The organism is Bifidobacterium simiarum (genome assembly GCF_002802905.1).
Taxonomy (GTDB): domain Bacteria; phylum Actinomycetota; class Actinomycetes; order Actinomycetales; family Bifidobacteriaceae; genus Galliscardovia; species Galliscardovia simiarum.
On the sequence record NZ_PEBK01000001.1, the window covers coordinates 91,981 to 116,639 of the forward strand.

The window sequence follows — 24,659 nt, forward strand, 5'->3', positions numbered from 1 at the left end:
TTGATATGCCCAGTGGTAAGGTTCGTTGGTTCGACGCGAAAAAAGGCTATGGTTTCATCACCGCCGACAACGGGCAGGACGTGTTCCTCCCCTCGACCGCACTGCCGCAGGGCACCGCGCCTCGCAAGGGGACCAAGGTCGAGTTCTCCGTGGTCGACGGGCGCAAGGGCCCGCAGGCCATGGGCGTGACGCTGGTCGGGCCCATGCTCTCGATGGTCAAGGCCGCCCGACCCAAGCCGGACGACATGGCCGCCATCGTGGAGGACCTGATCAAGCTGCTCGATTCCGCGGGCGGCACGCTGCGCCGCCACCGGTACCCCTCGAACGCCGACTCCAAGAAGCTCGCCACGCTGCTGCGCGCGGTGGCCGACAACTTCGACGTGCAGGACTGACGGCTCGACAGCGAAACAAGTCGAAACAAGCAGCGAAACAAGCGATCAAGCGATAAGGACTGTTCCATGACCTCAACCACTCCGGATCCCCGATCCATCGCCCAGGCCGTGGCCTTCGAGGTGGCGGACGAGGCATCCCAGGTCGGCGAATTCCTGGGAGTCACCGAGCTGGAGGACGGCGTCAGCGACTTCCGGTTCGCCGCCAACGTCGTCGGCTACGAAGGCTGGCAGTGGTCGGTGACCCTGTACCACGACGCCGAGCTGGATACGTGGACGGTGAACGAGTCGTCGCTGATCCCCGGCGAGAACTCCCTGCTGCCGCCCAAGTGGGTGCCGTGGAAGGATCGTCTGGAACCGAGCGATCTGGCCGTCACCGACGCCATCGGCACCGAAAAGGACGATGAGCGTCTGGAGGACGGATTCCGCCCGACCGGGCCGGTGAATCCGGAGAGGACCGAGGGATCCGAGGATGCGAAGGCCGGTGCGGCGGCTGGCAAGGCCGAAGCTGGAGAGACCGCGGAAGGTGCCTCAGACGGTGAGGCGGAGACTTCCGCTGATTCGGCAACGTCTGCTGATTCGGCAACGTCCGGCGAATCCGCGGATGATCAGGCCGCGGATGGCCAGACCGCGGACGATACCGAGATCTCTCCGGAGGAGCAGATCCGCCGCGACGAGGCCGAGGAGACGATGGAGATCGTCCACGAGTACGAGCTGTCCCGCCGTCGCGTGCTCACCCCGCTCGGCCGCGCGCAGGCGGCCCAGCGCTGGTACGCGGGCCCCCACGGGCCGAAGTCCCTGTCCACCAAGACCGCGGACGGTCTGGCCTGCGAGAACTGCGGATTCTTCGTGCCGCTGAAGGGCGAACTCAACCTGCTCTTCGGCGTGTGCGCCAACAAGTGGAGCCCCGACGACGGCCGCGTGGTCTCGCGAGACCACGGCTGCGGCCAGCATTCCGAAATGGCCCCGCCCGAGCCGAGCCGCCTGTGGGTGCAGTCGAAGCCGGCGTTCGACGACCTGCACATCGACATCGTGGCGCAGGCTCCGCGCGAGGAGCGCGGACAGATCGAGGCCCTCGAATCGGCCGACGACGACGCCGATGAGGCCACCGAGGAGGACATCGACCGCAACACCGTGGTCGACGACGAACTCGATGCGGAATCGGCCGACGCCGAGGAGACGAAGGACGAGCCGACGATCGAGAACACCGTCGACCTGACCGCCGTGGAGGAGCCGACCGAGTCGGACGACGCGGACGATGACGACGATACCGATTCGGATCATGCGGATTCGACCGATACGGATACGGACGACGCCGAGTCTGCCGAGTCTGAGGAGGATTCGGACAGCGCCGATGCAGTCGACGATGAGGACGATGAGTCGGACGGTACCGATTCGGCCGACAACGAGTCGGACGACAGCGACGAGTCGGCGTCCGAGGACACTCCGGCTGAGCCGACTGAGTAAAGAATTCTCTGACCCTCATCAGTCAGCCTACGGCTGCCAGCTTCCCCCAAAGGGGGAAGCCTGAAGGAACCTGCCTTCCCCTTAGGCTGAGCCCGTTACGCGGACGCGGAGGCGTTCGCAGGGCTCAGGCGAGCCGACAGGCGAGCTTGTGACGCGGTTCATTTCTGCCTTCCCCTCGAGGGGAAGGTGGCCGGCAAAGCCTGTCGGATGAGGTGACAAGCGCATCCACTCGCCTGTCACTCCATCCGCTCACCTGTCGTTCAGCATCTCAGTGCACCACGGTGACCGTGCATTCGGCGCCGTCCACGACCTGCCGGGACACCGATCCGAGGAAATGCGCGTCGAATCCGGAGAGCCCGCGAGATCCGATGATGACCCGGTTGGCGTACCGGGAGGCACTGATCATGCCCTTGCCGGCGGGGATATGGAAGGCATGGGCCTGCACGTCAAGACCGGCGGGGATATCCGCCGCGGCCACCGCGTCGCGGACCACCTGCTCGGCGTGGGCCTGTCCCTCCTTGACCGACGGCACCGTGGTCTCGTAGCCGGGCAGCTGACCGAGATCCTTCATCTGCCAGCAGAACAGCACCTGCAGCGGTCGGTCGTTCGTCACGGCCGCGCCAATCGCGAAGTCCAACGCGCGGCGGGAGCCCTTCGATCCGTCGATACCCACCACCACGGGAAGTCGGTGTTCGTCGTCGGGGGTGCTGACGGTCGTGGCCGCCGGGTCGGGGGAGTCGGGGTTCAGTGCCGCGGCGATGTCGCTTTCCACGCTCGCCGTGGCGGGATCGTTGCCGGGGCGTACCACCGTCACCGGAACCTTGGCCTCCTCGGCCAGCGAGGACGACACCGATCCGAGCAGCCAGCGCGCCACCCTGCCGAGCGAACGCCTGCCCACTACGATCTGCTGGGCACTGTCGCTCATCCGCAGCAACGCGGTCGATCCGGACGCCTTCACCGACGTGAGCTTGAGATTCGCCGGGTCGAAGTCAACCCCTTCCGAGGCCTGCTCCACCCATTCGCGCAGCGACCGGGAGATGTCGCCTCGCATCCGGGTCCACGCCTCCTCGCTGCTCGGCTCGTCGCCCATGTCCCACGAATGCGTCCATGCGAACACCACATTGACCTTCTGGCCGCTCCGCCCGGCCTCGGCCAGCGCCCACTTGAGCGCGGCGAAGGATTCGTCCGAGCCGTCCACGCCGACGACGATGTCACCCGGATAGGTGCCGGCGCCATTGCCCGCAACATGTTCCGTAGATTCAGTCATGATGACCTCCTGACCAAAGTCCCTTGCAGTTGCCTCCCAGCATAGTCGACGGTGCCGGTCCGGCCGTGGAGGACATCGCGGAAACCGGCGCGAAGGCCGGGGTTGAGGCGACTGTGGTTAAGTTCACAGCGCAATATGCGGGCGGCGGGGAATGTTCGTCACCGCGGATCGGTAGAGTAATACAGAGTTTTATTAGGGAGGACAAAGCATGTTCGAACGGTTTACCGACCGTGCCCGCCGCGTCATCGTACTCGCCCAGGAAGAGGCGAGGGCGCTGCAGCACAATTACATCGGTACGGAGCATCTGCTGCTTGGCCTGATTCGTGAGGGCGAGGGCGTGGCCGCCAAGGCTCTGGCTTCCAAGGGCGTCGAGCTCGACCCCACCCGTAAGCAGGTCGAGGAGATGATCGGCAAGGGCAATGCGGCTCCGAATGGGCACATCCCCTTCACTCCGCACGCCAAGCAGGTGCTGGAGCTGAGCCTGCGCGAGGCTCTGCAGCTGGGCCACAGCTACATCGGCACCGAGCACATCCTGCTCGGTCTGATTCGCGAGGGCGAAGGCGTGGGCACGCAGGTGCTCATCAAGATGGACGTCGATCTGGGTGATCTGCGCACCGCGGTGATCGATCTGATCCGCGGCGGCCAGAACGGTGGCGAGGAAGGCAAGGGCGATCTCGCCAACGCCGGTGGCGTGCAGAACAAGAACAGCCAGACCGGTTCCGCCATCCTCGACCAGTTCGGCCGCAATCTGACGGCCGAGGCGGCCGAAGGCAAGCTCGACCCGGTGATCGGCCGATCCCAGGAGATCGAGCGCGTGATGGTCGTACTGTCCCGTCGTACCAAGAACAACCCGGTGCTGATCGGCGAACCCGGCGTCGGCAAGACCGCCGTCGTGGAGGGTCTCGCCCAGAAGATCAACGCCGGCGACGTGCCGGAGACGCTGAAGGGCAAGCAGGTCTACTCGCTGGATCTGGGTTCCATGGTGGCCGGCTCGCGTTACCGTGGCGACTTCGAGGAGCGTCTGAAGAAGGTGCTCAAGGAGATCAAGACCCGCGGCGACATCGTGCTGTTCATTGACGAGATCCACACCATCGTCGGCGCGGGCTCCGCGGACGGCGCGCTGGGCGCCTCCGACATGCTCAAGCCGATGCTGGCCCGTGGCGAGCTCCAGACCATCGGTGCCACCACCACCGAGGAGTACCGCAAGTACATCGAGAAGGACGCGGCCCTCGAGCGTCGTTTCCAGCCGATCCAGGTGCACGAGCCCACGATCGCCGAGACCATCGAGATCCTCAAGGGTCTGCGCGAGCGCTACGAGAACCATCACCACGTGACGATCACCGACGGCGCGCTGCAGGCCGCCGCCGAGCTGTCCGCGCGCTACATCCAGGACCGCAACCTGCCGGACAAGGCGATCGATCTGGTCGATGAGGCCGGCGCCCGTCTGCGCATCAAGCGCCTGACCGCCCCGCCCGAGCTCAAGCAGCTCGACGCCAAGGTGGCCAAGGTGAGCGCCGACAAGGACAAGGCCATCAAGGACCAGGACTTTGAGAAGGCCGCCGAGCTGCGCGACCGTCAGGAGAAGCTGGAGTCCGAGCGCAAGGAGAAGGAGCAGTCCTGGCGCGAGGGCGAGTCCGACGTGTCGATGGTGGTGGACGAGGACGTGATCGCCCAGGTGATCAGCTCCTCCACCGGCATCCCCGTGTTCAAGCTCACGCAGGCCGAATCCAAGAAGCTGCTCAACATGGAGAAGGAGCTGCACAAGCGCATCATCGGTCAGGACGACGCGGTCTCCGCGCTGTCCCGTTCGATCCGCCGTGCGCGTGTGGGACTCAAGGATCCGAAGCGCCCCGCGGGTTCGTTCATCTTCGCCGGCCCCACCGGCGTGGGTAAGACCGAGCTAGCCAAGGCGCTGGCCGAGTTCCTGTTCGACGACGAGGATGCGCTGATCCGCGTGGACATGTCCGAATTCTCGGAGAAATACCAGTCCTCGCGTCTGTTCGGCGCCCCTCCGGGATACGTCGGCTACGAGGAGGGCGGCGAACTCACCGAGAAGGTGCGCCGCAAGCCGTTCTCCGTGGTGCTGTTCGATGAGATCGAGAAGGCTCACCCCGACATCTTCAACACGCTGCTGCAGGTGCTCGACGACGGCCATGTGACCGACGGTCAGGGACGCAAGGTGGACTTCAAGAACACCATCATCATCCTGACCACCAACCTCGGTTCCAAGGACATCGCCAAGTCCGCGAACACCGGCTTCTCGCTGGGCGCGAACACCGAGTCCAGCTACCAGCGCATGAAGGATCAGGTCAGCTCGGAGCTCAAGCAGCAGTTCCGTCCGGAGTTCCTCAACCGTCTGGACGACATCATCGTGTTCAAGCAGCTGACCGAGCCGCAGGTGCGTCAGATCGTCGACCTCGACGTCAGCAGGCTCAACGATCGTCTGTTCGAGCGTCACATGTCGCTGGAGCTGACCGACAAGGCCAAGGATCTGCTCGCGCAGAAGGGCTTCGACCCGCTGCTCGGCGCCCGTCCGCTGCGTCGTGTGATCCAGCGCGACATCGAGGACGCGATCTCCGAGAAGATCCTGCTCGGCGAACTCGGTGACAACGAGGCCGTGATGGTGGACGCGGAAGGCGAGGGCATCCTCGGCGAGTTCACCTTCAAGGGCAAGCCGATCATCGACGCCGAACCGGCCGAGCCGACCAAGGAGGGCGACGACGCCGAACACGCCGACGCCCAGCCCGAGCCGGTGTCCGCAGCCGCCGAAAGCGGCGAAGGCGAAACTTCGGCTTCCGAAGAGTGATCCGGAGTGATCCGAAGATATCGCCGGTACCGGTAAGGCATCACGACATCGGCAGGCATGACGAACGCCGATACATATGAGTGAAGGGTGGTGTTCCCGATAGGGGAGCACCACCCTTCACTCATATTCGTGCCATATGCGAAACGATCTGTTCGGTCTGCCGACGACCTGTGATCAATCCACCCGCGATCCGGCGTAGAAGCCTCGGGTCCGTCCGCCGATGATCGCATCGCCGTGGATGTCGAAGCTGCCGGTGAGTTCCGGACTCTGCGACGATCCTCCCACCATCACGTCGATCGCACCGTGCTCGATCTTCCATTGCCGGTCGACGGTGAGGAAGGCCAGCTGACTGGTCTTCAGTTCGAACGTGACCTTGCGGCGCTCTCCGGCGGCGATGGGCAGACGGCGGAAGCCGGCCAGCTCCATCACCGGCCGTGTCATGCTGGCGTACCGATCGCGCACATAGAGCTGCACGACCTCCTCGCCGTCGCGGTCGGAGACGTTCGCCACCGTGACCGAGATCGTCACGACGTCCCCGGCCCGCACGTCGGTGTTGTTGTCGATGGTCAGGTCCTCATAGGCGAACGTCGAATATGACAGACCGTGGCCGAAGGCGTATCGCGGCGTATGCGGGGAGTCCACGTATTCGGGGAATCCGACGCTGTCGCCCTGATGCCAGGCGGATCCGTTCGGATGGTTGTAGTACAGCGGGATCTGCCCGGCGGTGTACGGTACGGTGACCGGCAGACGACCGGCCGGATTGTAGTCGCCCGTCAGCGTGCGTGCGATGGCCTCGAATCCGGATTCGGCGGGGTTCCAGGCCTCGAGGATCGCGTTGGCATGTCGGTCGGCCGCGTCGCTGGAGATCGCACGGCCATTCATGTGCACCAGTACCATGGGCTTGCCGGTTTCGCCGAGCAGTTCGATGAACCGTTCCTGTGCGGGGGAGAGGTTGATGTTCGTGGCGTCCACGCCCTCGCCCATCGACGCGATCGACGAGGTGGCGTGCTTGCCGCCGACCGTGGCGATGACCAGATCGGCCTGCGCGGCCACCCGCAGTGCCTCATCGAATCCGGATTCGTCGGTGCCGGAATGATCGTAGCCGTGCGCGGTGATGACGGTGACGCCGGGCAGCAGATGGCGCAGTTCGTCCGCGAGCGTGGTGGCCTTCGGCTGCAGCCGGTGCAGGATCGCGTCGAACTGGGCGCCCTCCGGCCTCTGGATCGGGGTTCCGGGAAGGGTATCGAACGTGCCGGCACCGGAATCGTCGGCGGTGGTGATGCCGGCCATGGAGGTCATGGCTGCCAGAGCGCCTTCGGCCATCGACAGATGCGTGTATCCGCCGAACAGATACCGCGCGTTTTCGGCATGGGGGCCGATGACGGCGATCGTGCGCGTTTCGGAGGCGATGGGCAGCGTACCGTCGTTCTTCAGCAGGGTCATCGACTCCAGTGCAGCCCGCAGTGTGACGTCGGCGTCGTCGTCATGGAAGAACTCGCGCAGCAGCTCCTCGCCCTGCAGGGCGAAGGGGTGCTCGAACAGGCCCATGCGGAACTTGGCCTCCAGCACGCGATGCACCGCGCGGTCGAGTATGGCGATATCCGCCTTGCCGCTACGGAACCATTCGGCCAGTTCGTCGTTGAACGCGGAGCGGATGTGCAGCTCCTGGTCCATGCCTGCCTCCATGGCCCGCAGTCCGGCCTCGGCCAGACTTTCCGTGACCTTCTGCACCGTGTGGATGTTGGTGATCGCGCCGTAGTCGGAGACGACGAGACCATCGAATCCCATTTCGTTGCGCAACAGGTCGGTCAGCAGTCGCTTGGATCCCGACGCGGGTTCGTTGCGGATCGAGGCGTAGCAGGGCATGATGCCACGCAGATGCGCCTCGCTGATGGCCGCCTGGAACGGCTTGGCGTACTGTTCGCGCAGTTCGAGGTCGCTCAGCTCCACGTTCGCGCCGTGGATGCCGCCGAGCGCCGCATGGAAGCCCGTGAAGTGCTTGGCCACGGCCTCCGTGGTCAGACCGTCCGGGCGGCTGGACTGCACGCCGTCGGTGAACGCCGATCCCATCGCCGCCGTCAGAGTGGGGTCCTCGCCGTAGGTTTCGCCCTGACGACCCATGCGCGAGTCGCGGGAGATGTCCAGCACGGGGGCGAAGGTCTGGCTGATGCCGATGGCCCGCTCCTGCCGGCCGACGGCGGAGGCGATGCGGCGCTCGAGCTGCGGATCCCACGAGGCGCCACGGGCGATGCCGGACGGGAAGCTGGTCGCTCCGGGCGCGTAGGCGCCGCACAGGCCCTCCATGTGGAAGATGGCCGGGATGCGATGGGGACTGAGCTCCATGAACCGCTGCTGGATGGCCCGCTGCATGGTCGTCACCTGATCCAGCGTCTTCAGGTCGCGCATGGCCAGACAGCTGATCTGGCCGGTCCCGTATGCGTAGTCGGTGTCGGTCCTCGGCAGGTCGGCCGGGTCCATGGTGAAGTCCGGGACGAAGTAGCAGCTGACCTGGGCCATCTTCTCCTCGAGGCTCAGGCGGGCGAGCAGAGCGTCGGCACGCCGGCTCGGGGACAGTTCGGGATTGAGATAGTCGTTCATGATGGTTCCTTGGGATTGGTGGAGTTATTGGATTCCGGGTTGAGGGGTTGCCCGGGTTGATGTCGTTGGATTGCCCGGCCGCCTACAGCGCGCAGGACCATGCGTGCGAGCCGGCTTCGGTCCGGTGTTCCTCGCCGTTGGGCAGGATCACCGTGGCGTCGATGCCTTCGGGGATGCGGACCTCGATGATCACCGTGTCGCCGTCGATCCGCCAGCCCGACTCGAGGCGCCCGTGGGGACTGTCCAACGTGGCCTTGGCGTGGCCGAACGGCGGATACACGTACGGCCGTATGGTCAGGCTCCGGTAGCCGGGCGTGGTGGCCTTCAGTCCGGCGACGTATTCGTGCAGGAACGTGATGACCGCGCCCTTGGAGTAGTGGTTGAGCGAATCGGTCGGATGACCGTGCTCGTTCAGACCGTGCCAGTTCTCCCAGACGGTGGTGGCGCCGCGGTCGAGCATGACCATCCACCCCGGTTCGCCATGGCCGAGCAGCAGCCGGTATGCCAGATCGACGTAGCCGTAGTCGACGAGCGTCGGCAGCAGCATGCCGGTGGACAGGAATCCGGTGGCCAGTCTGCCGTCGTTGTCTTCCACGAGACGGGCGAGACGGGCCGCGGCGGCGGGACGCAGATCCTCGGGGATCAGGCCGAATCGCAGCGCTCGCACGTAGCTGGCCTGCGTGTCACGGGTCAGCGTGCCGTCGTCGTGCATGAATTCGGCCCGCCATGCCTGCCGGACGTGTTCCGCCAGCGTCGAGAAACGGCGTTCGTCATCGGCCATCCCGAGCACATGCGCGCTGCGGGCGAGAATCCCGGCGCTGCGGGCGAAGTACGCCGTGGCCACGATGCCCTGCTCCCAGAATCCCACGACGGCCGGGTCGAAGACCATGTCCGGCTCCAGCCATTCGCCCCACTGCCATCCGGTATCCCAGATGTAGCGTTCGTGCGGCGCCGGCACCGGTCTGGCGGCGATGCGCTCCGGATGCCGTGCGCCCGCGGCGGCACGCTCCTGGAACTCCACCCAGCGCTTCATCATCGGATAGCATTCCCTGAGCGCGTCCACGTCGCCGTACGCCCGGTACAGCTCCCACGGCACCACCGTGGCGGCGTCGCCCCAGCCGCCGGCGCCGTGGATGACGTCCTCCGGATCGCCGTTCGGATCGTTGCCGCAGTTCGGCGCCACATTCGTCACGCGGCCGTCGGACAGCTGGTCGTCGGCGAGGGAGGTCAGCCATGACCGGAGGAACATGTCGACGTCGTCGAGGAACGCCGCCGTATGAGCGAAGATCTGGATGTCGCCCGTGTACCCCGATCGTTCGCGCTGCGGGCAGTCGGTCGGCACGGCGCAGGAGTTCGCCCTCCAGCTGGCCACGGCGATGCGGTGCAGGGCGTTGACCTCCTCGTCGCCGCACTCGAAGTCGCCGATATGGTTAAGGTCGGTACGAACCTGGATCGCGGTGATGTCTCCGGACCTCAGGTCCTCGTCCAGTCCGTCCACGGCCGCGTATCGGAATCCGTGCGTGGTGTGCCGGGGTTCGAACATGTCGCCGGGCGCTCCCCGGGAGATCACATGATCGACCTGTCCGGCGTTCAGCGGCGTCATTTCGGGCCCCACCAGCGCGCGGAGATGATCGGTGGTCAGGTCGCCGGAATCATCCAGCGCCTCCCCGTGGGTGATGGTGAGGCGTGTACCCCAGGGGCCCAGTCGGGAGAGACGGACCCATCCGCTGATGTTCTGTCCGAAATCCACGATCTGCCGGCCGCCGGGCAGACGGGTGATGGAGACCGGTTCGTACCGTTCGCATCGGCGGACGGGCGGCGCGGAACTCACGCGGAACCGGCTCCGATCCCGCGTGAGCGGATCCGTGCTGATCCCGACCGGTTCCCAGCGTTCGGCACCGATGCGGGTGAAGTCGGTGGTCTGTCCGTCCATGAGATCGGCACGCGTCACCTCGCCGACGGCGACCTGCCAGGAACCGTCGGTGACGACGGACCGGGAACCGGATCCGTCGACGAAGGCCAGTGACGCGATGACGGCGATCTGCGTGCCGAAGCTGTCAGCGAAGCGCGAGTAGCCGCATCGGCCGCGGTACCAGCCGTCACTGACTCGGATCCGTAGTTCGTTGCCGCCGTCCCGCAGCAGATCGGCGACATCGTATTGCTGCACGTACAGCGTTCTGGCGTAGCTGGTGAATCCGGGCGTCAGCTCCTCGTCGCCGACGCGCTCGCCGTTAACGAACACCTCGTAGATGCCGTGCGCGGTCACGGTGATCCACGCCTCGGACGCGGCGCCTGTGACGTCGAAGACGGTGCGGAAGTCATAGGCGGGACGGACGCCGGCCGGCAGGTCGTCGGAGACGGTGATCCAACGGGCTTCGGCGAGCTGGTCGGCGGGACTGAACGATGATGATGCTTGGCTCATGGGATGGTCCTTGCGCGAAGAGAACGCGGGATGGTCATCGATGGCGGTCCCGCAGCGAATTTTTTTGTAGAACATTCTACAGCCAGCAACGATAACGCACCGACGTTGGCATTGTCAATCCGCATGGCCTGTGACGGCATGTTCGTCCATGGGGCCCGGCCGCGAGGCGCCTACCGTCGCTTCGCCGGCGGTGCCGAGGAGCCGCGGACCACCAGCTTGGGCGATTCGATGCGGCACACGACCTCGGTCCGCCCCTCGATGCGCTCCAGCAGCAGCTGCGCCGCGGTCCGGCCCATTCGATTGCTCGACTGGTCCACCGTGGTCAGATCCACGCCGTGCAGTCCGGAGGCGAACACGTTGTCGTAGCCGGTGACGGTGAGATCCTCGGGGATGCGCAGTCCTCGCTCGTAGGCGGCGCGCATGACGCCGAAGGCGGCGATGTCGGATCCGGCGAAGATGGCGGTGGGCGGCTCGTCGCCGTCCAGCAGCTCGCATCCGGCCCGGTATCCGCCGTCCTCGGTGTAGGCGGAGATCACCGTCCGCGGCTTGAGCCCGTGCATCTTCATGGCGTATTCGTAGCCGTCCTGACGGCTGGTGTGTGACAGCACGTAGGGGCGTTTCAGTCCGCCGTCGCCCATGGAAGTGTAGGCGATGCTGCGGTGGCCGAGTTCGACCAGATGGCTGACCATGGCCAGCGCCCCCTCGAAGGCGTTGTCGGTCACCGAATCGTAGTGCCGGCCGATGCCGTTGCGGGCCACCAGCACGGTGGGGATGCGCGTGGCGAGCCGCTCGACCCAGGCGATGTCCATCCAAGGGGAGATGAGGATGATGCCGTCGATCTGCCGGTCGATCAGCGCCTCGGCCGCCTCGATCTGCTCCTTCGCCATGCCGCTGCCGACGGTGATGATCGGCTGGTACGGCGTGGGCTTGAAGAAGTCGTTGATCTCCTCGGCGATCTGCGTGGGGAACGAGGAGGCGATGCCGGGCATCACCACGCCGATGGAGTAGGATCGCCCCCTCATCGAGCGGGCCGCAGTGCGGGGCCGGTAGTCAAGCTCCTTCACAGCGGCGTTGACCTTGTCTCGCATCTCGTCGCTCACGCCGTAGGCGTCGCGGAGCACCTTGGAAACCGCGGAGACGGAGACCCCGGCCTTGGCCGCGACATCCTTGATGGTCGGCTTGCCGTTCATGACACCCCCTGATTGTGTATGGCATACCGACATAGGTCATGTCGGCAATCGGAATCGTCTGTATGGGACCGGTCGCGTGCCTATGCGGAACCGTCCCGGTATGGAAAACACCATACACCGAATGCGGAAAATCGCCCATGTGTGAGGGGAATTGGGCTGTTGGTGGTGTCTGACACGCCGTGAAATCCTTGCAATGGCAGTGGTTGTTGACATGAGTGACGAAAAGGGGCTATGGTGTAGAACGTTATACAAATATCGTGATGAACGGCATGTAGAACAGCGATCGACGATGAGTGCTGATGCCGTCCGCCCCACGTTCCCATGCCGAGGAGAATCCCATGCAGTGCTACACCACGTTCGAACTGACCTTCCAAGGCGAGCGGCCCGTCGGCGACGAGGTCGCCGTGGACCTTTCGGCCACGTTCACCGTCGCCGGCGAAACGATCCGAGTCGAAGGATTCCACGCCGGCGACGGCGTGTACAAGGTCAGGTTCCTGCCTCGCCGTCCGGGAACGTACCGCTGGCGGGTGAGCGGCCTGTTCGACGCCGAGGGCCGGGAGGAATGCCTGCCCGCCCCGGTCGCCGACGCCGCAAACGGCACCGTCGACGTCGAGACCGGAACCGAAACACGCTGGCATGCCGATCTCAGCTTCCTGCACGGCATGGTGGTTCCGGCCGGCACGCGGTTCCGCTACGACGACGGCACGCCGTACCGTCCGTTCGGCACCACCGTCTACGCGCTGGTCCACCAGAGCGAGGAGCTCATCGACCGCACGATCAAGACCCTGTCGTCGTCCCCGTTCAACAAGGTGCGTCTGTGCGTGTTCCCCAAGCACTACTTCGCCAACACCGCCGACCCCGAATGGTTCCCCTTCGAGAAGACCGACGGCCGGTTCGACCCCCACCGTCCCTGCTACCGCTACTGGGACGAGCTGGAACGCCGCATCGGTCAGCTGCGGCGGATGGGCATCGAGGCCGACATCATCCTGTTCCATCCGTACGACCGATGGGGCTTCGCCGAAATGACCCACGAGGAGTGCCTGACCTACCTCGACTACGCGACGCGACGGCTCGCCGCCCTGCCCAACGTCTGGTGGTCCCTGGCCAACGAATACGACCTCATGACCAAGTTCGACGGCCGCTGGTGGTACGACTTCGCCGAGTTCATCGGCGAACACGACCCGTACCATCATCCGCTGAGCAACCACAACTTCGTCAACTACTGGGACTTCGACGAGCCGGACACCACGCACTGCTCGGTGCAGAACGGGCACACCAGACTGGTCCGCGACCTCATCGAACGGCACGGCAAGCCCGTGATCTTCGACGAGGTGGGCTACGAGGGCAACATCATGTACGACTGGGGCAATCTTTCCTCCTTCGAACTGGTCGACCGGTTCTGGATCGCGTTCACGCTCGGCGGCTACTGCACCCACGGCGAGACGTTCGAGGATCCCGACGACGTGCTGTGGTGGGCCCGAGGCGGCGAGCTGCACGGCGAAAGCCCTGCGCGCATCGCCTTCCTGCGCAAGATCATGGAATCGCTGCCGAACGATCTGGAGCCCGCGATCGGCGGCGCGTTCGGCATGCCGGTGGACGAACTGCTCGCCATGCACCAAAGCGGCGAGATCCCCGAAAACGCCAAGGGCACCATGGCTGAGGTGATCATGCGTCTCGACGAGAAGCGGTTCCTCGACCTCGTGCACGACCTGCGGCCGATTCAGGGTCGCAGCGGCGACGACGTGCTGGTGTGGTACCTCTCCCGCCAGTGCTGCGCCCATACCGAAATCGACCTACCCGACACCCGCTCGTACGACGTCGAAGTGATCGACGCCTGGGACATGACCCGCACCACCGTGCTCGAAGGAGTCCGCGGCAAGGTCACCATCCCCATGCTTGGAAAGGAGGGGCAGGCAATCATCGCGACCGCGCGCTAGCCGCTCCGGTCCCCGCACATCCACGCTTCCACATCCCGTTTCATAGGATTCAACAGGATTCAAAGGAGAATCACCAACCATGAACGCCATATTCAAGGCCTCGTACGACCCGGCCTCGGACACGCAGTACACCGACCCCTACATCGACATCGACGAATGGCGCGATCGCGAGGGCATCCGCTGCCGGTACGTCCACGGAGGATTCCGCGGCACCGACGCCCGGTTCTCGTTCTTCATGCCGGAGCCGGAACATTACGAAGGCCGGTTCTTCCACTTTGTGGCGCCGATGCAGAACCACGAGGATGCCTCCGACCCCCTGCGGGGCCTCATGGACCGCATCACCTTCGCACTTACCCACGGCGCCTACTTCGTGGAGACGAACATGGGCTTCACCACGCCGTTCGCCTCGTTCCCCGACCCGACCATGATGTACCGGGAAAGCGCCTGTGCCGCGGAGTTCTCGCGGAAGGTGGCCGCCGAGATGTACGGCCCGCACCGGCCGTACGGCTACGTGTACGGCGGATCCGGCGGCGGATACAAGGCGATCGCCTGCGTGCAGAACACCGCCACATGGGACGGCGCCGTGCCCTACATCATCGGCACTCCCACCTCGATCCCCAACACCCAGACCATCCGATCCCACGGCAAGCGCGTGCTGCGGCATTGCCTGGACTCGATCAACGACGCCCTGGAGCCGGGCGGCAGCGGGGACCCGTACCGTGGGCTGAACGACGAGGAGGCCGGCTTCCTGCACGAGATCACCGATTTCGGCTTCCCACTGCGGGCATGGTCGCTCAACGACCTGCTCGACGACGGCTCGCTGCCCGTGGTCCGTCCGCTGGTCGACTCCGACGACGCCTCATACTTCAACGACTTCTGGACCAAGCCCGGGTACCTCGGCTACGATCCGAACGGTTCGGCCGCCCGCGACCGCATCCGATACGACACCCGCGTGGTCCGCGTGCACGTGCCCGGCCGGGACACGGAGGGCATCGACACGCATGACACCGGCGCGAACTCCTCGTTCGAGCGCATGAACGGCACCAACGGCATGGACTCCAAGCCGTGGATCGAACTCGAATCGTTACCCGGCGGCGACCCCTATGTGTACTTCGCCACGCTGAAGGTGACCTCCGGCGCCTCGGAAGGCTTCGAAGTGCCGCTGGAAAGCCACGACGGCAACGTCGTCACGCTCGGCCCAGGATTTGGCATTACCGACATGGCCGAACGGCTCGCCGCGATCCGCCCCGGCGATACGGTGCGCATCGACAACTCCGACTACATCGCCATCCAGACCTACCACCGCCATCAGGTGCCGAGGCCGGGACAGGACGCGCCGAAGCAGTGGGACGTCTTCCGCGACGAGCACGGCGAACCGCTGTATCCGCGCCGCCGCAAGAACTACGGTCCGGGATTCGCGCAATCCGGATGCGGTTCCCTGCAGAACGGCCGGTTCAACGGCAGGATGATCGTCTGCCTGTCGCAGATGGACGAAAGCGCCTTCCCCGCACAGGCCGACTGGTACGTGAACAAGGTGCGCGAATGGGCGGGCGACGAGTTCGACGACCGGTTCCGCGTCTACGTAACCGACCACGCCATCCACGACGATGGCGAAGAAGTGCTCGACGACACCCGGCTGGTCACCTATCTCGGCACGCTGTACCAGGCCCTGCTGGACCTCGCCGCTTGGGTGGAACGCGGCGTGGAACCCAACTCTTCGACCCGATACGTCATCGACGGCGGGCAGATGCTCACTCCGGCCGATCCCAACGAACGCAAGGGTCTGCAGCCGACGGTGACCCTGCTGGCCGACGGGCTCGAGGCCGTGCATGCGCGGGTCGGGGAGCCGGTGAGGCTCGTCGCCGAGGCGCGGGTGCCTCACGGCACTGGCAAGGTCGTCACCGTGGCATGGAACTTCGGCGAAGGCGAAGGCTACGGCGAGCGCGGCGCCTTCGCTGAGATCGGGGACGACGGCGAGCGCGGCGTCGCCGAGACCGAGCATGTCTATGACCGTCCCGGCACGTACTTCCCGGTCGTCCGCGTGGCGGCGAACCGCCGCGGCGACCCCGACGATCGATTCGGTCAGATCCTCAACCTGTGCCGCGCGCGAGTCACCGTCGACGCGTGATCGGCCGGCCCGTACGGCGGCAACAACGAACGACGCCGATGGCAAACGACAAACGACCCGATAATCTAGGAGAAACAGGAGAACAACCATGGCAACTGCAACGACGGAGTCCGTGGTCGGCAACGATGCCGGCTCTGCAACGAAGAAGGACGCTTCCGACGTCCGCGCCGGCAAGGGAGGCAAGGGATCCAAGCCCCCTCAGGAGGGCAAGCGCACCATCAGCTTCGGCAAGATGCTGGTCTGGCAGTCGAGAGGCGTGTCGTACACCGTCGCCACGCTGATTCTTGGCTTCCTGACCATCTATTGCACCGACACCCTGCACATGCCGGCGGCCATCGTCGGCACGATCCTCATGGTGAGCAAGCTGTTCGACGGGGCGATCGACCTCATCGGCGGCTACGTGGTCGACCGGACCAACACCCGGTGGGGTCGCGGCCGCCCGTATGAGTGGTGCATCATCGGCGTGTGGCTGTTCACCTGGCTGATGTACTCCACGCCGGAAAGCTTCGCCCTGCCGGTGAAGGTGGGCTGGATCTTCGTGATGTACACGATGGTCAACTCCCTGTTCAACACCTTCCTCAACTGTGGCAATCTGGTGTACATGGTGCGCGCGTTCCCGCGCAAGGAGGACTACACGGCCATCAACACCTGGGGCGGCACGCTGCTCATGATCCCGGCGGTGGCGTTCAACATCGCGTTCCCGACGCTGATGGCGAAGTTCGCCACGTCCCCGCAGGGCTGGAGCTCGCTGGTGGGCATGTTCGCCCTGCCGCTGGCCGTGATCGGCATCCTGCGCTTCGTCTTCATCAAGGAGGTCACCGACGCCGACGTGCAGACCCACGGCGAGAAGACCAGCTTCCATGACGTGCTGCGCGTCCTGCGCCACAACGGCTACATCTACATCGTCGCCTTCTCGACCTTCGTGTTCAACGTGATCACCAACATGGGCGTGCAGGTGTACTACTTCAAGCACGTCGTCGGCGACCTGTCCGCCATGAGCGCGCTGATGGCCGCCATGATCGTCGGCATCCCGCTGGCCTTCCTCTACCCGGCCATCATCCGCCGCACCTCCACCACGAAGCTCATGATCGGCTTCCTGTTCATCAGCTGCATCGGCTACGGCATCAACTGGTTCGCCTACGACAACGTGCCGATGCTGATCGCCGGCGGCGTGCTCGCCTCCATCGGCTCCTCGCCGATCGCCATGGTGGTGGCGCTGCTGATCATCGACTGCGCCGACTACAACGAGTGGAAGGGCATGCCCCGCATGGAGGGCACGCTGAGCGCCATCAACAGCTTCGCCGCCAAGATCGGCTCCGGCCTCGGTGCCGGCCTGCTCGGCGTGCTGCTGGGTCTGGCCCACTACGACACCGCGAACGACACGCAGACCGTGCCCCAGTCCGGCCTTGACATGATCCGCCTGCTGTACACGCTCGTGCCGCTGGTGATGTTCGCGCTGGTCGCCGTGATCCTGTGCTTCTACAAGCTCGACCGTGAGATCGCCGTGATCCGTGCCGACAACGAGACCCGCCGCAAGGCCGTCGAGGCGGAGATGGTCCAGGAGGAGCAGTCCCAGACCGATCAGCCCCAGACGCCCCAGACGGTTCAGCAGACCGAGCCGGACGAACCGACTCCGGTGAAGGAACACGACCATGAATAGCCCCACCATCGTCTACGATCTCGCCTTCGAGCATCACGCCCCTGGCGACGTCCTCGGTATCGGCGTCCCCTCGCCCCGTCTGTCGTGGAGGATTCAGTCGGACGCCCCCTTCCGTCAGGGCATGTATCAGGTGGAGATCGTCCGTCCCTCGTCCGACCCGCAGACACGATCCTTCACCGTCGAGGGGGACCGGCAGGTGCTGGCCCCCTGGCCCGACGGGCCTCTGACCTCGCGCGAATGGGTTTCGGTGCGGGTGCGGGTCCGGGACGACCGCGGCGAATGGAGCCGCTGGAGCGAACCCGCCACGGTGGAGGCCGGACTGCTCGAACCGGAGGACTGGTCGGCCGCATTCGTCAGTCCTGACGGCATCGGCGGCCTCGACAGTCCCGTCCCCGAACTGCTGCATGACTTCCACGTCGACGGGCCGATCGTCTCCGCCAGACTCTACGTCACCGCCCACGGCGTGTTCCATGCGGCCATCAACGGCCGGCCGGTGGGCGACAGCGTGCTGGATCCGGACTGGACCTCCTATCCGCATCGTCTGCGATACCGCACCTTCGACGTCACCGACCTGATCGTCCCCGGCGAAAACACGGTCACCTCCCTGCTCGGCAACGGCTGGTACCGCGGATACCTCAAATGGGGCTACCAGCGGGCCCATTACGGCGATCGGCTGGCCCTGTGCGCGCAGCTGGAGATCACCGCGGCCGACGGCACGCGGACCGTGGTAGCGACCGACGACCGGTGGCGTGCGCGCAACAGCGGAATCCTCGCCGACGACCTGTACAACGGCACGACCATCGACTACCGTCCGACCGATCCCGAAACAGCGCCTACGGTGCCCGTGACCGTCGTGGAGTCCGGCACCGAGCGGCTGGTTGCCCCCGACGGCCCGGCCATCCGTCCGGTCGGCACCCTGCCGGCCCGACGCATCTGGCGATCCCCCTCGGGCAAGATCCTGATCGACTTCGGTCAGAACGCCGTCGGCTGGGTACGACTCCGCGTCCGCGGACACGCCCCCGGCCACACGGTGACCGTGCGCCACGCCGAGGTGCTGGAACACGGCGAACTGGGCACCCGCCCGCTTCGCGCCGCCAAGGCCACCGACACCTACGTGCTCGACGGGCCCGACGAGCGCACGCTCGAACCGATGTTCACCCTGCATGGGTTCCGGTACGCGGAGGTGACCGGCGTCGACGATCTGACGGTCAGCGACCTCGAATTCGTGACGGTCGGCACCGCCCTGGAACGCACCGGATGGTTCGACTGCTCGGACGAGAGGCTCAGCAGGCTGCACGAGAACGTGGTGTGGGGCACCCGATCCAACTTCATCGACATCCCCACCGACTGCCCGCAGCGTGACGAGCGACTGGGATGGACCGGCGACATCCAGGTGTTCGGTCCCACCGCGCTCTACCTGTTCGATGTTTCGGGACTGCTGACCGGCTGGCTCGCCGACCTCGCCGCCGAACAGTACGAGGACGGCGGCGTACCCCACGTCATCCCCAACCCCACCTTCCATGAGCATGACCCGGCGGCCTGCGCATGGGGAGACGCCGCGACGGTGGTGCCGTGGAACCTCTACCTGCGCACCGGCGACGACGGCATCCTGAAGCGGCAGCTGCCCAGCATGGCCGCGTGGGTGGACCGCATGGACGCGCTCGCCGGAAGCAACCATCTGTGGCAGGGCGGATTCCAGTTCGGCGACTGGCTCGACCCGACCGCCCCGCCGGACGAGCCGGGCAAGGCCAAGGCGAACCCCGACGTGGTGGCCACCGGCTGCTTCGCCCGATGCGCCCGGATCGTGGCCGACGCAGCCCAGGTCACCGGCGACATTGCCACCGCCGAACGCTACGGCACGCTCGCCGAACAGGTGCGGCAGGCGTTCGTCGACGCCTATGTGGACGACGACGGGCATATCCTCTCCGACGCGCAGACAGTGTACGCGCTCGCCTTGCAGTGGGGCATCCTCGTCGATCCCCGACAGCGCGAGGGAGCCGGACGCCGGCTGGCGGAACTCGTGGAGGACAGCGGATTCCACGTGGCCACCGGATTCATCGGTACCCCGCTGATCTGCGATGCGCTGACCGACGCCGGATATCCGCAGCTGGCCTGGCGACTGCTCAACCAGACCGAATGCCCCTCGTGGCTGTATCCGGTGACCATGGGAGCCACCACGATCTGGGAGCGCTGGGACTCCATGCTGCCGGACGGTTCGATCAACCCGGGGGAGATGACCTCCTTCAACCACTATTCGCTTGGCGCGGTCGCCGACTGGATGCACCGGGACATCGCCGGACTGGCCCCCGCGGCGCCCGGATACCAACGGATCCGGGTGGCGCCGCACTGCTTCGAAGGGCTGGACTACGCCTCGGCCCGCCACGACTGCCCGTACGGCAGGATCGCCGTGGAATGGCGACGCAGCGACGAGGGCATCGAACTGCGGGTCGGCATTCCGGTAGGCGTCACCGCGCAGGTATGGCTGCCGGGCGGCGACGAGGCGGCGGAACCGATCGTCGTGGGCCACGGCGAATGGGTCTGGCATACGGCGGCATGAGCCGGCAGGCCCGAGGCATGAGACGGCGCGGCCTCAATCCATGACGGATGACGGACGACGAAACGACAAGGAGTATATGATGACGAACATCGACGGAAGCGATATGCCTGCCGTACGGGATCTGACGCTCGAGGAGCGGGCCTCACTCACCTCCGGCGCCGATCCCTGGCACATGCAGGGGATCGAGGAGCGGAACATCCCCGAATGCATGATCACCGACGGACCGCACGGACTGCGCAAGGCCGTGGCCTCACGGTCGGGCGACATCAGCGAATCCGTGCCGGCGACCTGCTTTCCGCCCGCCGCGGGACTGTCCAGCGCATGGGACCCCGATCTGGTGCGCCGGGTGGGCGAGGCGCTCGGCGAGGAATGCATCCAGGAGAAGGTGGCCGTGCTGCTCGGCCCCGGCGTCAACATCAAGCGCAACCCGCTGGGCGGACGCTGCTTCGAATACTGGAGCGAGGACCCGTACCTCGCCGGCCATGAGGCCATCGGCATCGTCGAGGGCGTGCAGTCGAAGGGCGTGGGCACCTCGCTCAAGCACTTCGCCGTGAACAATCAGGAGACCGATCGTCTCAGGGTCAGCGCCAACGTCTCCGAGCGCGCACTGCGGGAGATCTACCTGCCGGCCTTCGAACACATCGTCACCAAGGGCCGGCCGTGGACGGTGATGTGCTCATACAACCGGATCAACGGCGTGTTCTCCTCGCAGAACCGGTGGCTGCTCACCGACCTGCTGCGCGGGGAATGGGGCTACGACGGCATCGTCATGAGCGACTGGGGCGCCTGCCATGACCGCGTAGCGGCGCTGGCCGCCGGGCAGAACCTCGAAATGCCGCCCACCGGCACCGACGGCGAGATCGTCGAGGCCGTGAACGCCGGCCGGCTCGACCCGGCGCAGCTCGACCGTATGGCCCAGGGCATCATCGATCTGGTGGACCGGACGGGGCCGGCCATGGCGATCGACGGATACCGGTACGACGTGGACGCCCATGACGCGCTGGCGCGGGAGGCGGCCGCCGAATCCATCGTGCTGCTGAAGAACGATCACGGCATCCTGCCGCTCGCCCCCGACGCCGACATCGCCGTGATCGGCGAATTCGCCCGCACACCGCGATATCAGGGCGGCGGATCCAGCCATCTGACGCCGAACCGGGTCACCAGTCTGCTCGACGCCATGCGCTCCCGCGGCTCGGCCATGACGTTCGCTCCCGGATTCACCCTCGACGACGATGCGCAGGATCCCGCGCTCGCCGAGCAGGCGGTGGCCGCGGCACGGGATGCGCAAACCGTCGTCCTATGCATGGGACTGCCCGAACAGGCGGAGATCGAAGGCCGGGACCGCACCGACTTCGCCCTGCCCGCCAAGCAGATCGCCGTGCTCGAGGCCGTCGCCGCAGTCAACCCGAACATCGTCGTGGTGCTGTCCAACGGCTCCGCGGTGGCCATGGACCCGTGGCGCGACAAGGCCGCCGCGATCCTCGAAGGCTGGCTGCTCGGTCAGGCCGGCGGTGCGGCGACCGCCGACGTGCTCTACGGCGACGTGAACCCCGGCGGCCGGCTCAGCCAGACGATTCCGTTGCGTATCGAGGACGATCCGAGCATGACCATCTGGCCGGGGGAGAACCGCCAGTCGGATTACGGCGAGGACATCTTCGTCGGCTACCGCTACTACGACACCTTCGACCGTCCGGTGGCCTACCCGTTCGGATTCGGCCTGTCCTACGCCTCGTTCGGCATCGACCGGGTCCGTGTCGAACGGACCGGCCCGCGATCGGTGAGGGTGAGCATGACGGTGACCAACGTCTCCGATCGTGACGGCGCCGAAACCGTGCAGATCTACGTGACGCCGGGCCCCTCCTCGGTGCGTCGTCCGGTGCACGAGCTCAGGGGATTCGCCAAGGTGAGGCTGGCGGCCGGCGAATCGCGGGAGATCGGCATCGATCTGGATTCCCGGGCCTTCGCCTACTGGTCGGTTCCGGCCGGCGGCTGGAAGGTGGAGGGTGGCGTCTATGGGATCGAAGTGGGCGTCTCCTCGCGTGACATCGTCGCACGGATCCCGGTCGAGATCGAGGACGACGGCGTCGCCGCCGCACTCGACGAATGGTCGACATACGGTGAATGGCGGGACGATCCGGTCGGCGGGCCGGTGCTCGACCGGGTGTTGGGCGAGGCCATGGCCGAGACGGGACGGTCCCTCGTCCCCACCGATGAGCACTCGGCCATGATGATCTTCCTGCGGCAGACCCCGGTGACGGGCATCGCCGGATACCTCGGCAAGAGGGGGCCGGGCTTCCTCGAGCGATTGATGCGTGAATACCGCGGAGTCCGGTCGTAGGGGAGACCCACGGCCGGACCCCGGCCGTGTCGGTCAGGCCGTGAAGTCGACCTCGCCGAGCTTTTCGATGAGCTTCATGTTCTCCGAATAGTCGACCGGGCAGGCGATGATGTCGATGCCGGAGCCGGAGCGCAGGGCCGCGCGCAGCGTCGGATACAGTTCGTCCGCCGAGGTGATCTCGTGGCCCTTCGCGCCGAAGCTGCGGCCGAGCTCCACCACATCCGGGTTGTTGAAGTCCACGTACTCGTGACTGCCGTCGTGGATGTCCATCTTCCATTTGATCAGACCGTAGGCCTCGTCCACCCACACGAGGATCACGATGCGCGCGCCCACGCGCACCGCCGTCTCGATCTCCTGCACGTTCATCATGAACGAGCCGTCGCCCATCACCGCGAGCACCGGGCGACCCGGGTTCTCCAGCGAGGCCGCCACCGCGCCGGGCAGCGTCCACGCCATCGTGGAGAGCGAATTGTCGATCACGCAGGTGTTCGACCGGTACGTGGGGTACAGGCGGGCCATCCACATCTTCAGCGCGCCCGTGTCCACCAGCGCGATGTCGGCGTCGTTCTCCATGGCCCGGCGCGTGTCGGCCACGATGCGCTGCGGCTTCATCGGGAACGAGTCGTCGTGCGCGAACGCCTCGTACTCGTCGGTCAGCAGTTCGTGGATCCTCGGATGCGAGATCCCGAACGTGACCCGCGAGGCCTTCAGCCCGGCGATCAGCGCCTTGAGCGTGGCGTCGATGTTGCCCATGATGTTCAGCGCCGTGGAGTAGTGCGCGTCGGTGTCCTCGATGAACGTGTTGATGTGGATGATGGTCTTGTCGTCGTTCGGGTTGATCTTCTTCGGATCGAACTGCTGGATCGAGAAGCCCACCGAGATGATGAGGTCCGCCTCGTCGAACGCGAAGTTCTCGTAGTCGTGCTGCATGAACCCGACCACGCCGAGCGCCAGCGGCACGCGGTCGGAGATCACGCCCTTGCCTTCGAACGTGGTGGCCACCGGCACGTTGAGCTGTTCGGCCAGCTCCAGCAGCCGGCGTTCCGCATGGCCTCGGGCCACGCCGTTGCCGGCGAGGATGATCGGATGCTTCGCGCCGCGGATCAGGCTCACGGCCCGTTCGATCGTCTCGTCGGTGGGGGCGAAGCTCATCGGGTCGGGCAGCGGCAGCGGATGGGCCCCGGCCGGCGCCGGCATTTCGGCCACGTCCTCCGGCAGGATCAGGCAGGTGGCGCCCGGACGGTTGCGCTGCGAGATCGAGAACGCCTTGCGCACCATCTCCGGCACCGACGCCGGTTCCATGACCATCGACGTCCACTGGGTGAGCGGCCGGAACACGCTCACCAGATCGATGATCTGATGCGACTCCTTGTATAGACGGGTCACGTTGCCCTGCGCGCAGATCGCGACCAGCGGCGTGGTGCCCGCATTCGCCTGGGCCACCGGCAGGGTGAGGTTCAGTGCGCCGGGGCCGAGCGTGGCCAGACACACGCCGGGCTTGCCGGTCAGATGCCCCTGCGTGGCGGCCATGAAGCCGGCGCCCTGCTCGTGGCGGGTCAGGACGAAGCGGATGCGCCCATCGCGTTCGATGGCCTCCATAAGCGGGATGTTTTCCTCGCCGGGGATGCCGTAGATGGTCTGCACGCCCTCGTTCACCAAACATTCGACGAACAGATCGGCCACGGTTTTCACATGGCCATGGTCGGCCTGTTCGTGGTCGTCATGCCCGTACTGCGGTAGTTGCTGTGATTGTTCCATGCCCCGAATTCTAATATCCCGCCCCTATGCCGCCGTCAGGGAGGAGGGGGGATTTGACCACCCCCAGTCACGCAAGCGTGACAGCCCCCGCTGGCGGGGGCTGGCAGCGTAGCTGACTGAGGGTGGTCAAACGAAGCCTATG

The 24,659-nt window shown here is 65.9% G+C and carries 13 protein-coding genes; 8 read left to right on the plus strand and 5 right to left on the minus strand.

Going from position 1 to position 24,659, the window contains the following annotated elements; translation table 11 throughout:
• The first annotated feature begins 5 nt into the window (after positions 1–5).
• Both CSQ87_RS00350 and CSQ87_RS00355 read left to right on the plus strand, forming a co-directional pair.
• Positions 6–392 carry a cold-shock protein gene (locus CSQ87_RS00350; protein ID WP_100511870.1) on the plus strand — a complete coding sequence of 129 codons (387 nt, stop codon included), beginning with the start codon at positions 6–8 and terminating at the stop codon, positions 390–392.
• Positions 393–458: 66 nt separating this feature from the next.
• Positions 459–1,856, plus strand: coding sequence for a DUF3027 domain-containing protein (locus CSQ87_RS00355; protein WP_100511871.1), 1,398 nt, complete (start codon positions 459–461; stop codon positions 1,854–1,856).
• A 268-nt stretch (positions 1,857–2,124) separates the two neighbouring features.
• Here the strand turns inward: CSQ87_RS00355 and CSQ87_RS00360 are convergent, their stop codons facing one another.
• On the minus strand, positions 2,125–3,123 hold the full coding sequence (locus CSQ87_RS00360) for a universal stress protein (protein ID WP_100511872.1): 999 nt from the start codon (positions 3,121–3,123) through the stop codon (positions 2,125–2,127).
• A 208-nt stretch (positions 3,124–3,331) separates the two neighbouring features.
• Between CSQ87_RS00360 and CSQ87_RS00365 the strand changes: the two genes are divergently transcribed.
• Positions 3,332–5,929: an ATP-dependent Clp protease ATP-binding subunit gene (locus CSQ87_RS00365; RefSeq protein WP_100511873.1), complete on the plus strand. Its 2,598-nt coding sequence runs from the start codon at positions 3,332–3,334 to the stop codon at positions 5,927–5,929.
• Positions 5,930–6,103: 174 nt separating this feature from the next.
• On the opposite strand, the gene CSQ87_RS00370 is transcribed toward CSQ87_RS00365, so the two are convergent.
• The 3 genes from CSQ87_RS00370 to CSQ87_RS00380 all read right to left on the minus strand — a co-directional run bounded on the left by CSQ87_RS00370 (position 6,104) and on the right by CSQ87_RS00380 (position 12,139).
• Complete coding sequence (locus CSQ87_RS00370) at positions 6,104–8,527, minus strand: glycoside hydrolase family 3 N-terminal domain-containing protein (RefSeq protein ID WP_100511874.1); 2,424 nt, start codon at positions 8,525–8,527, stop codon at positions 6,104–6,106.
• 82 nt (positions 8,528–8,609) lie between these two features.
• Positions 8,610–10,949, minus strand: a complete 2,340-nt coding sequence (locus CSQ87_RS00375; protein WP_100511875.1) for an alpha-L-rhamnosidase — start codon at positions 10,947–10,949, stop codon at positions 8,610–8,612.
• 170 nt (positions 10,950–11,119) lie between these two features.
• Positions 11,120–12,139 (minus strand): LacI family DNA-binding transcriptional regulator, encoded by a 1,020-nt coding sequence (locus CSQ87_RS00380; RefSeq protein ID WP_100511876.1) that lies wholly within the window; start codon positions 12,137–12,139, stop codon positions 11,120–11,122.
• 338 nt (positions 12,140–12,477) lie between these two features.
• Here CSQ87_RS00380 and CSQ87_RS00385 point away from each other — a divergent pair, with 338 nt between their 5' ends.
• From CSQ87_RS00385 to CSQ87_RS00405, 5 genes are all read left to right on the plus strand, one after another.
• Entirely contained in the window at positions 12,478–14,076 is a 1,599-nt protein-coding gene (locus CSQ87_RS00385; RefSeq protein WP_165776664.1) for a DUF5060 domain-containing protein, read from the plus strand.
• Between the two features lie 79 nt (positions 14,077–14,155).
• A complete protein-coding gene (locus CSQ87_RS00390) occupies positions 14,156–16,204 on the plus strand; it encodes a hypothetical protein (protein ID WP_100511878.1) in 2,049 nt (682 codons plus the stop codon).
• A gap of 88 nt (positions 16,205–16,292) precedes the next feature.
• Positions 16,293–17,864, plus strand: coding sequence for an MFS transporter (locus CSQ87_RS00395; protein WP_207761060.1), 1,572 nt, complete (start codon positions 16,293–16,295; stop codon positions 17,862–17,864).
• Positions 17,857–20,421, plus strand: coding sequence for an alpha-L-rhamnosidase (locus tag CSQ87_RS00400; RefSeq protein ID WP_100511879.1), 2,565 nt, complete (start codon positions 17,857–17,859; stop codon positions 20,419–20,421). Before CSQ87_RS00395 ends, CSQ87_RS00400 begins: the two co-directional genes overlap by 8 nt.
• Positions 20,422–20,497: 76 nt before the next feature.
• Positions 20,498–22,759: an exo-alpha-(1->6)-L-arabinopyranosidase gene (locus CSQ87_RS00405; RefSeq protein WP_243388766.1), complete on the plus strand. Its 2,262-nt coding sequence runs from the start codon at positions 20,498–20,500 to the stop codon at positions 22,757–22,759.
• Between the two features lie 33 nt (positions 22,760–22,792).
• On the opposite strand, the gene CSQ87_RS00410 is transcribed toward CSQ87_RS00405, so the two are convergent.
• Complete coding sequence (locus CSQ87_RS00410; RefSeq protein ID WP_100511880.1) at positions 22,793–24,517, minus strand: acetolactate synthase large subunit; 1,725 nt, start codon at positions 24,515–24,517, stop codon at positions 22,793–22,795.
• Positions 24,518–24,659: the final 142 nt, after the last annotated feature.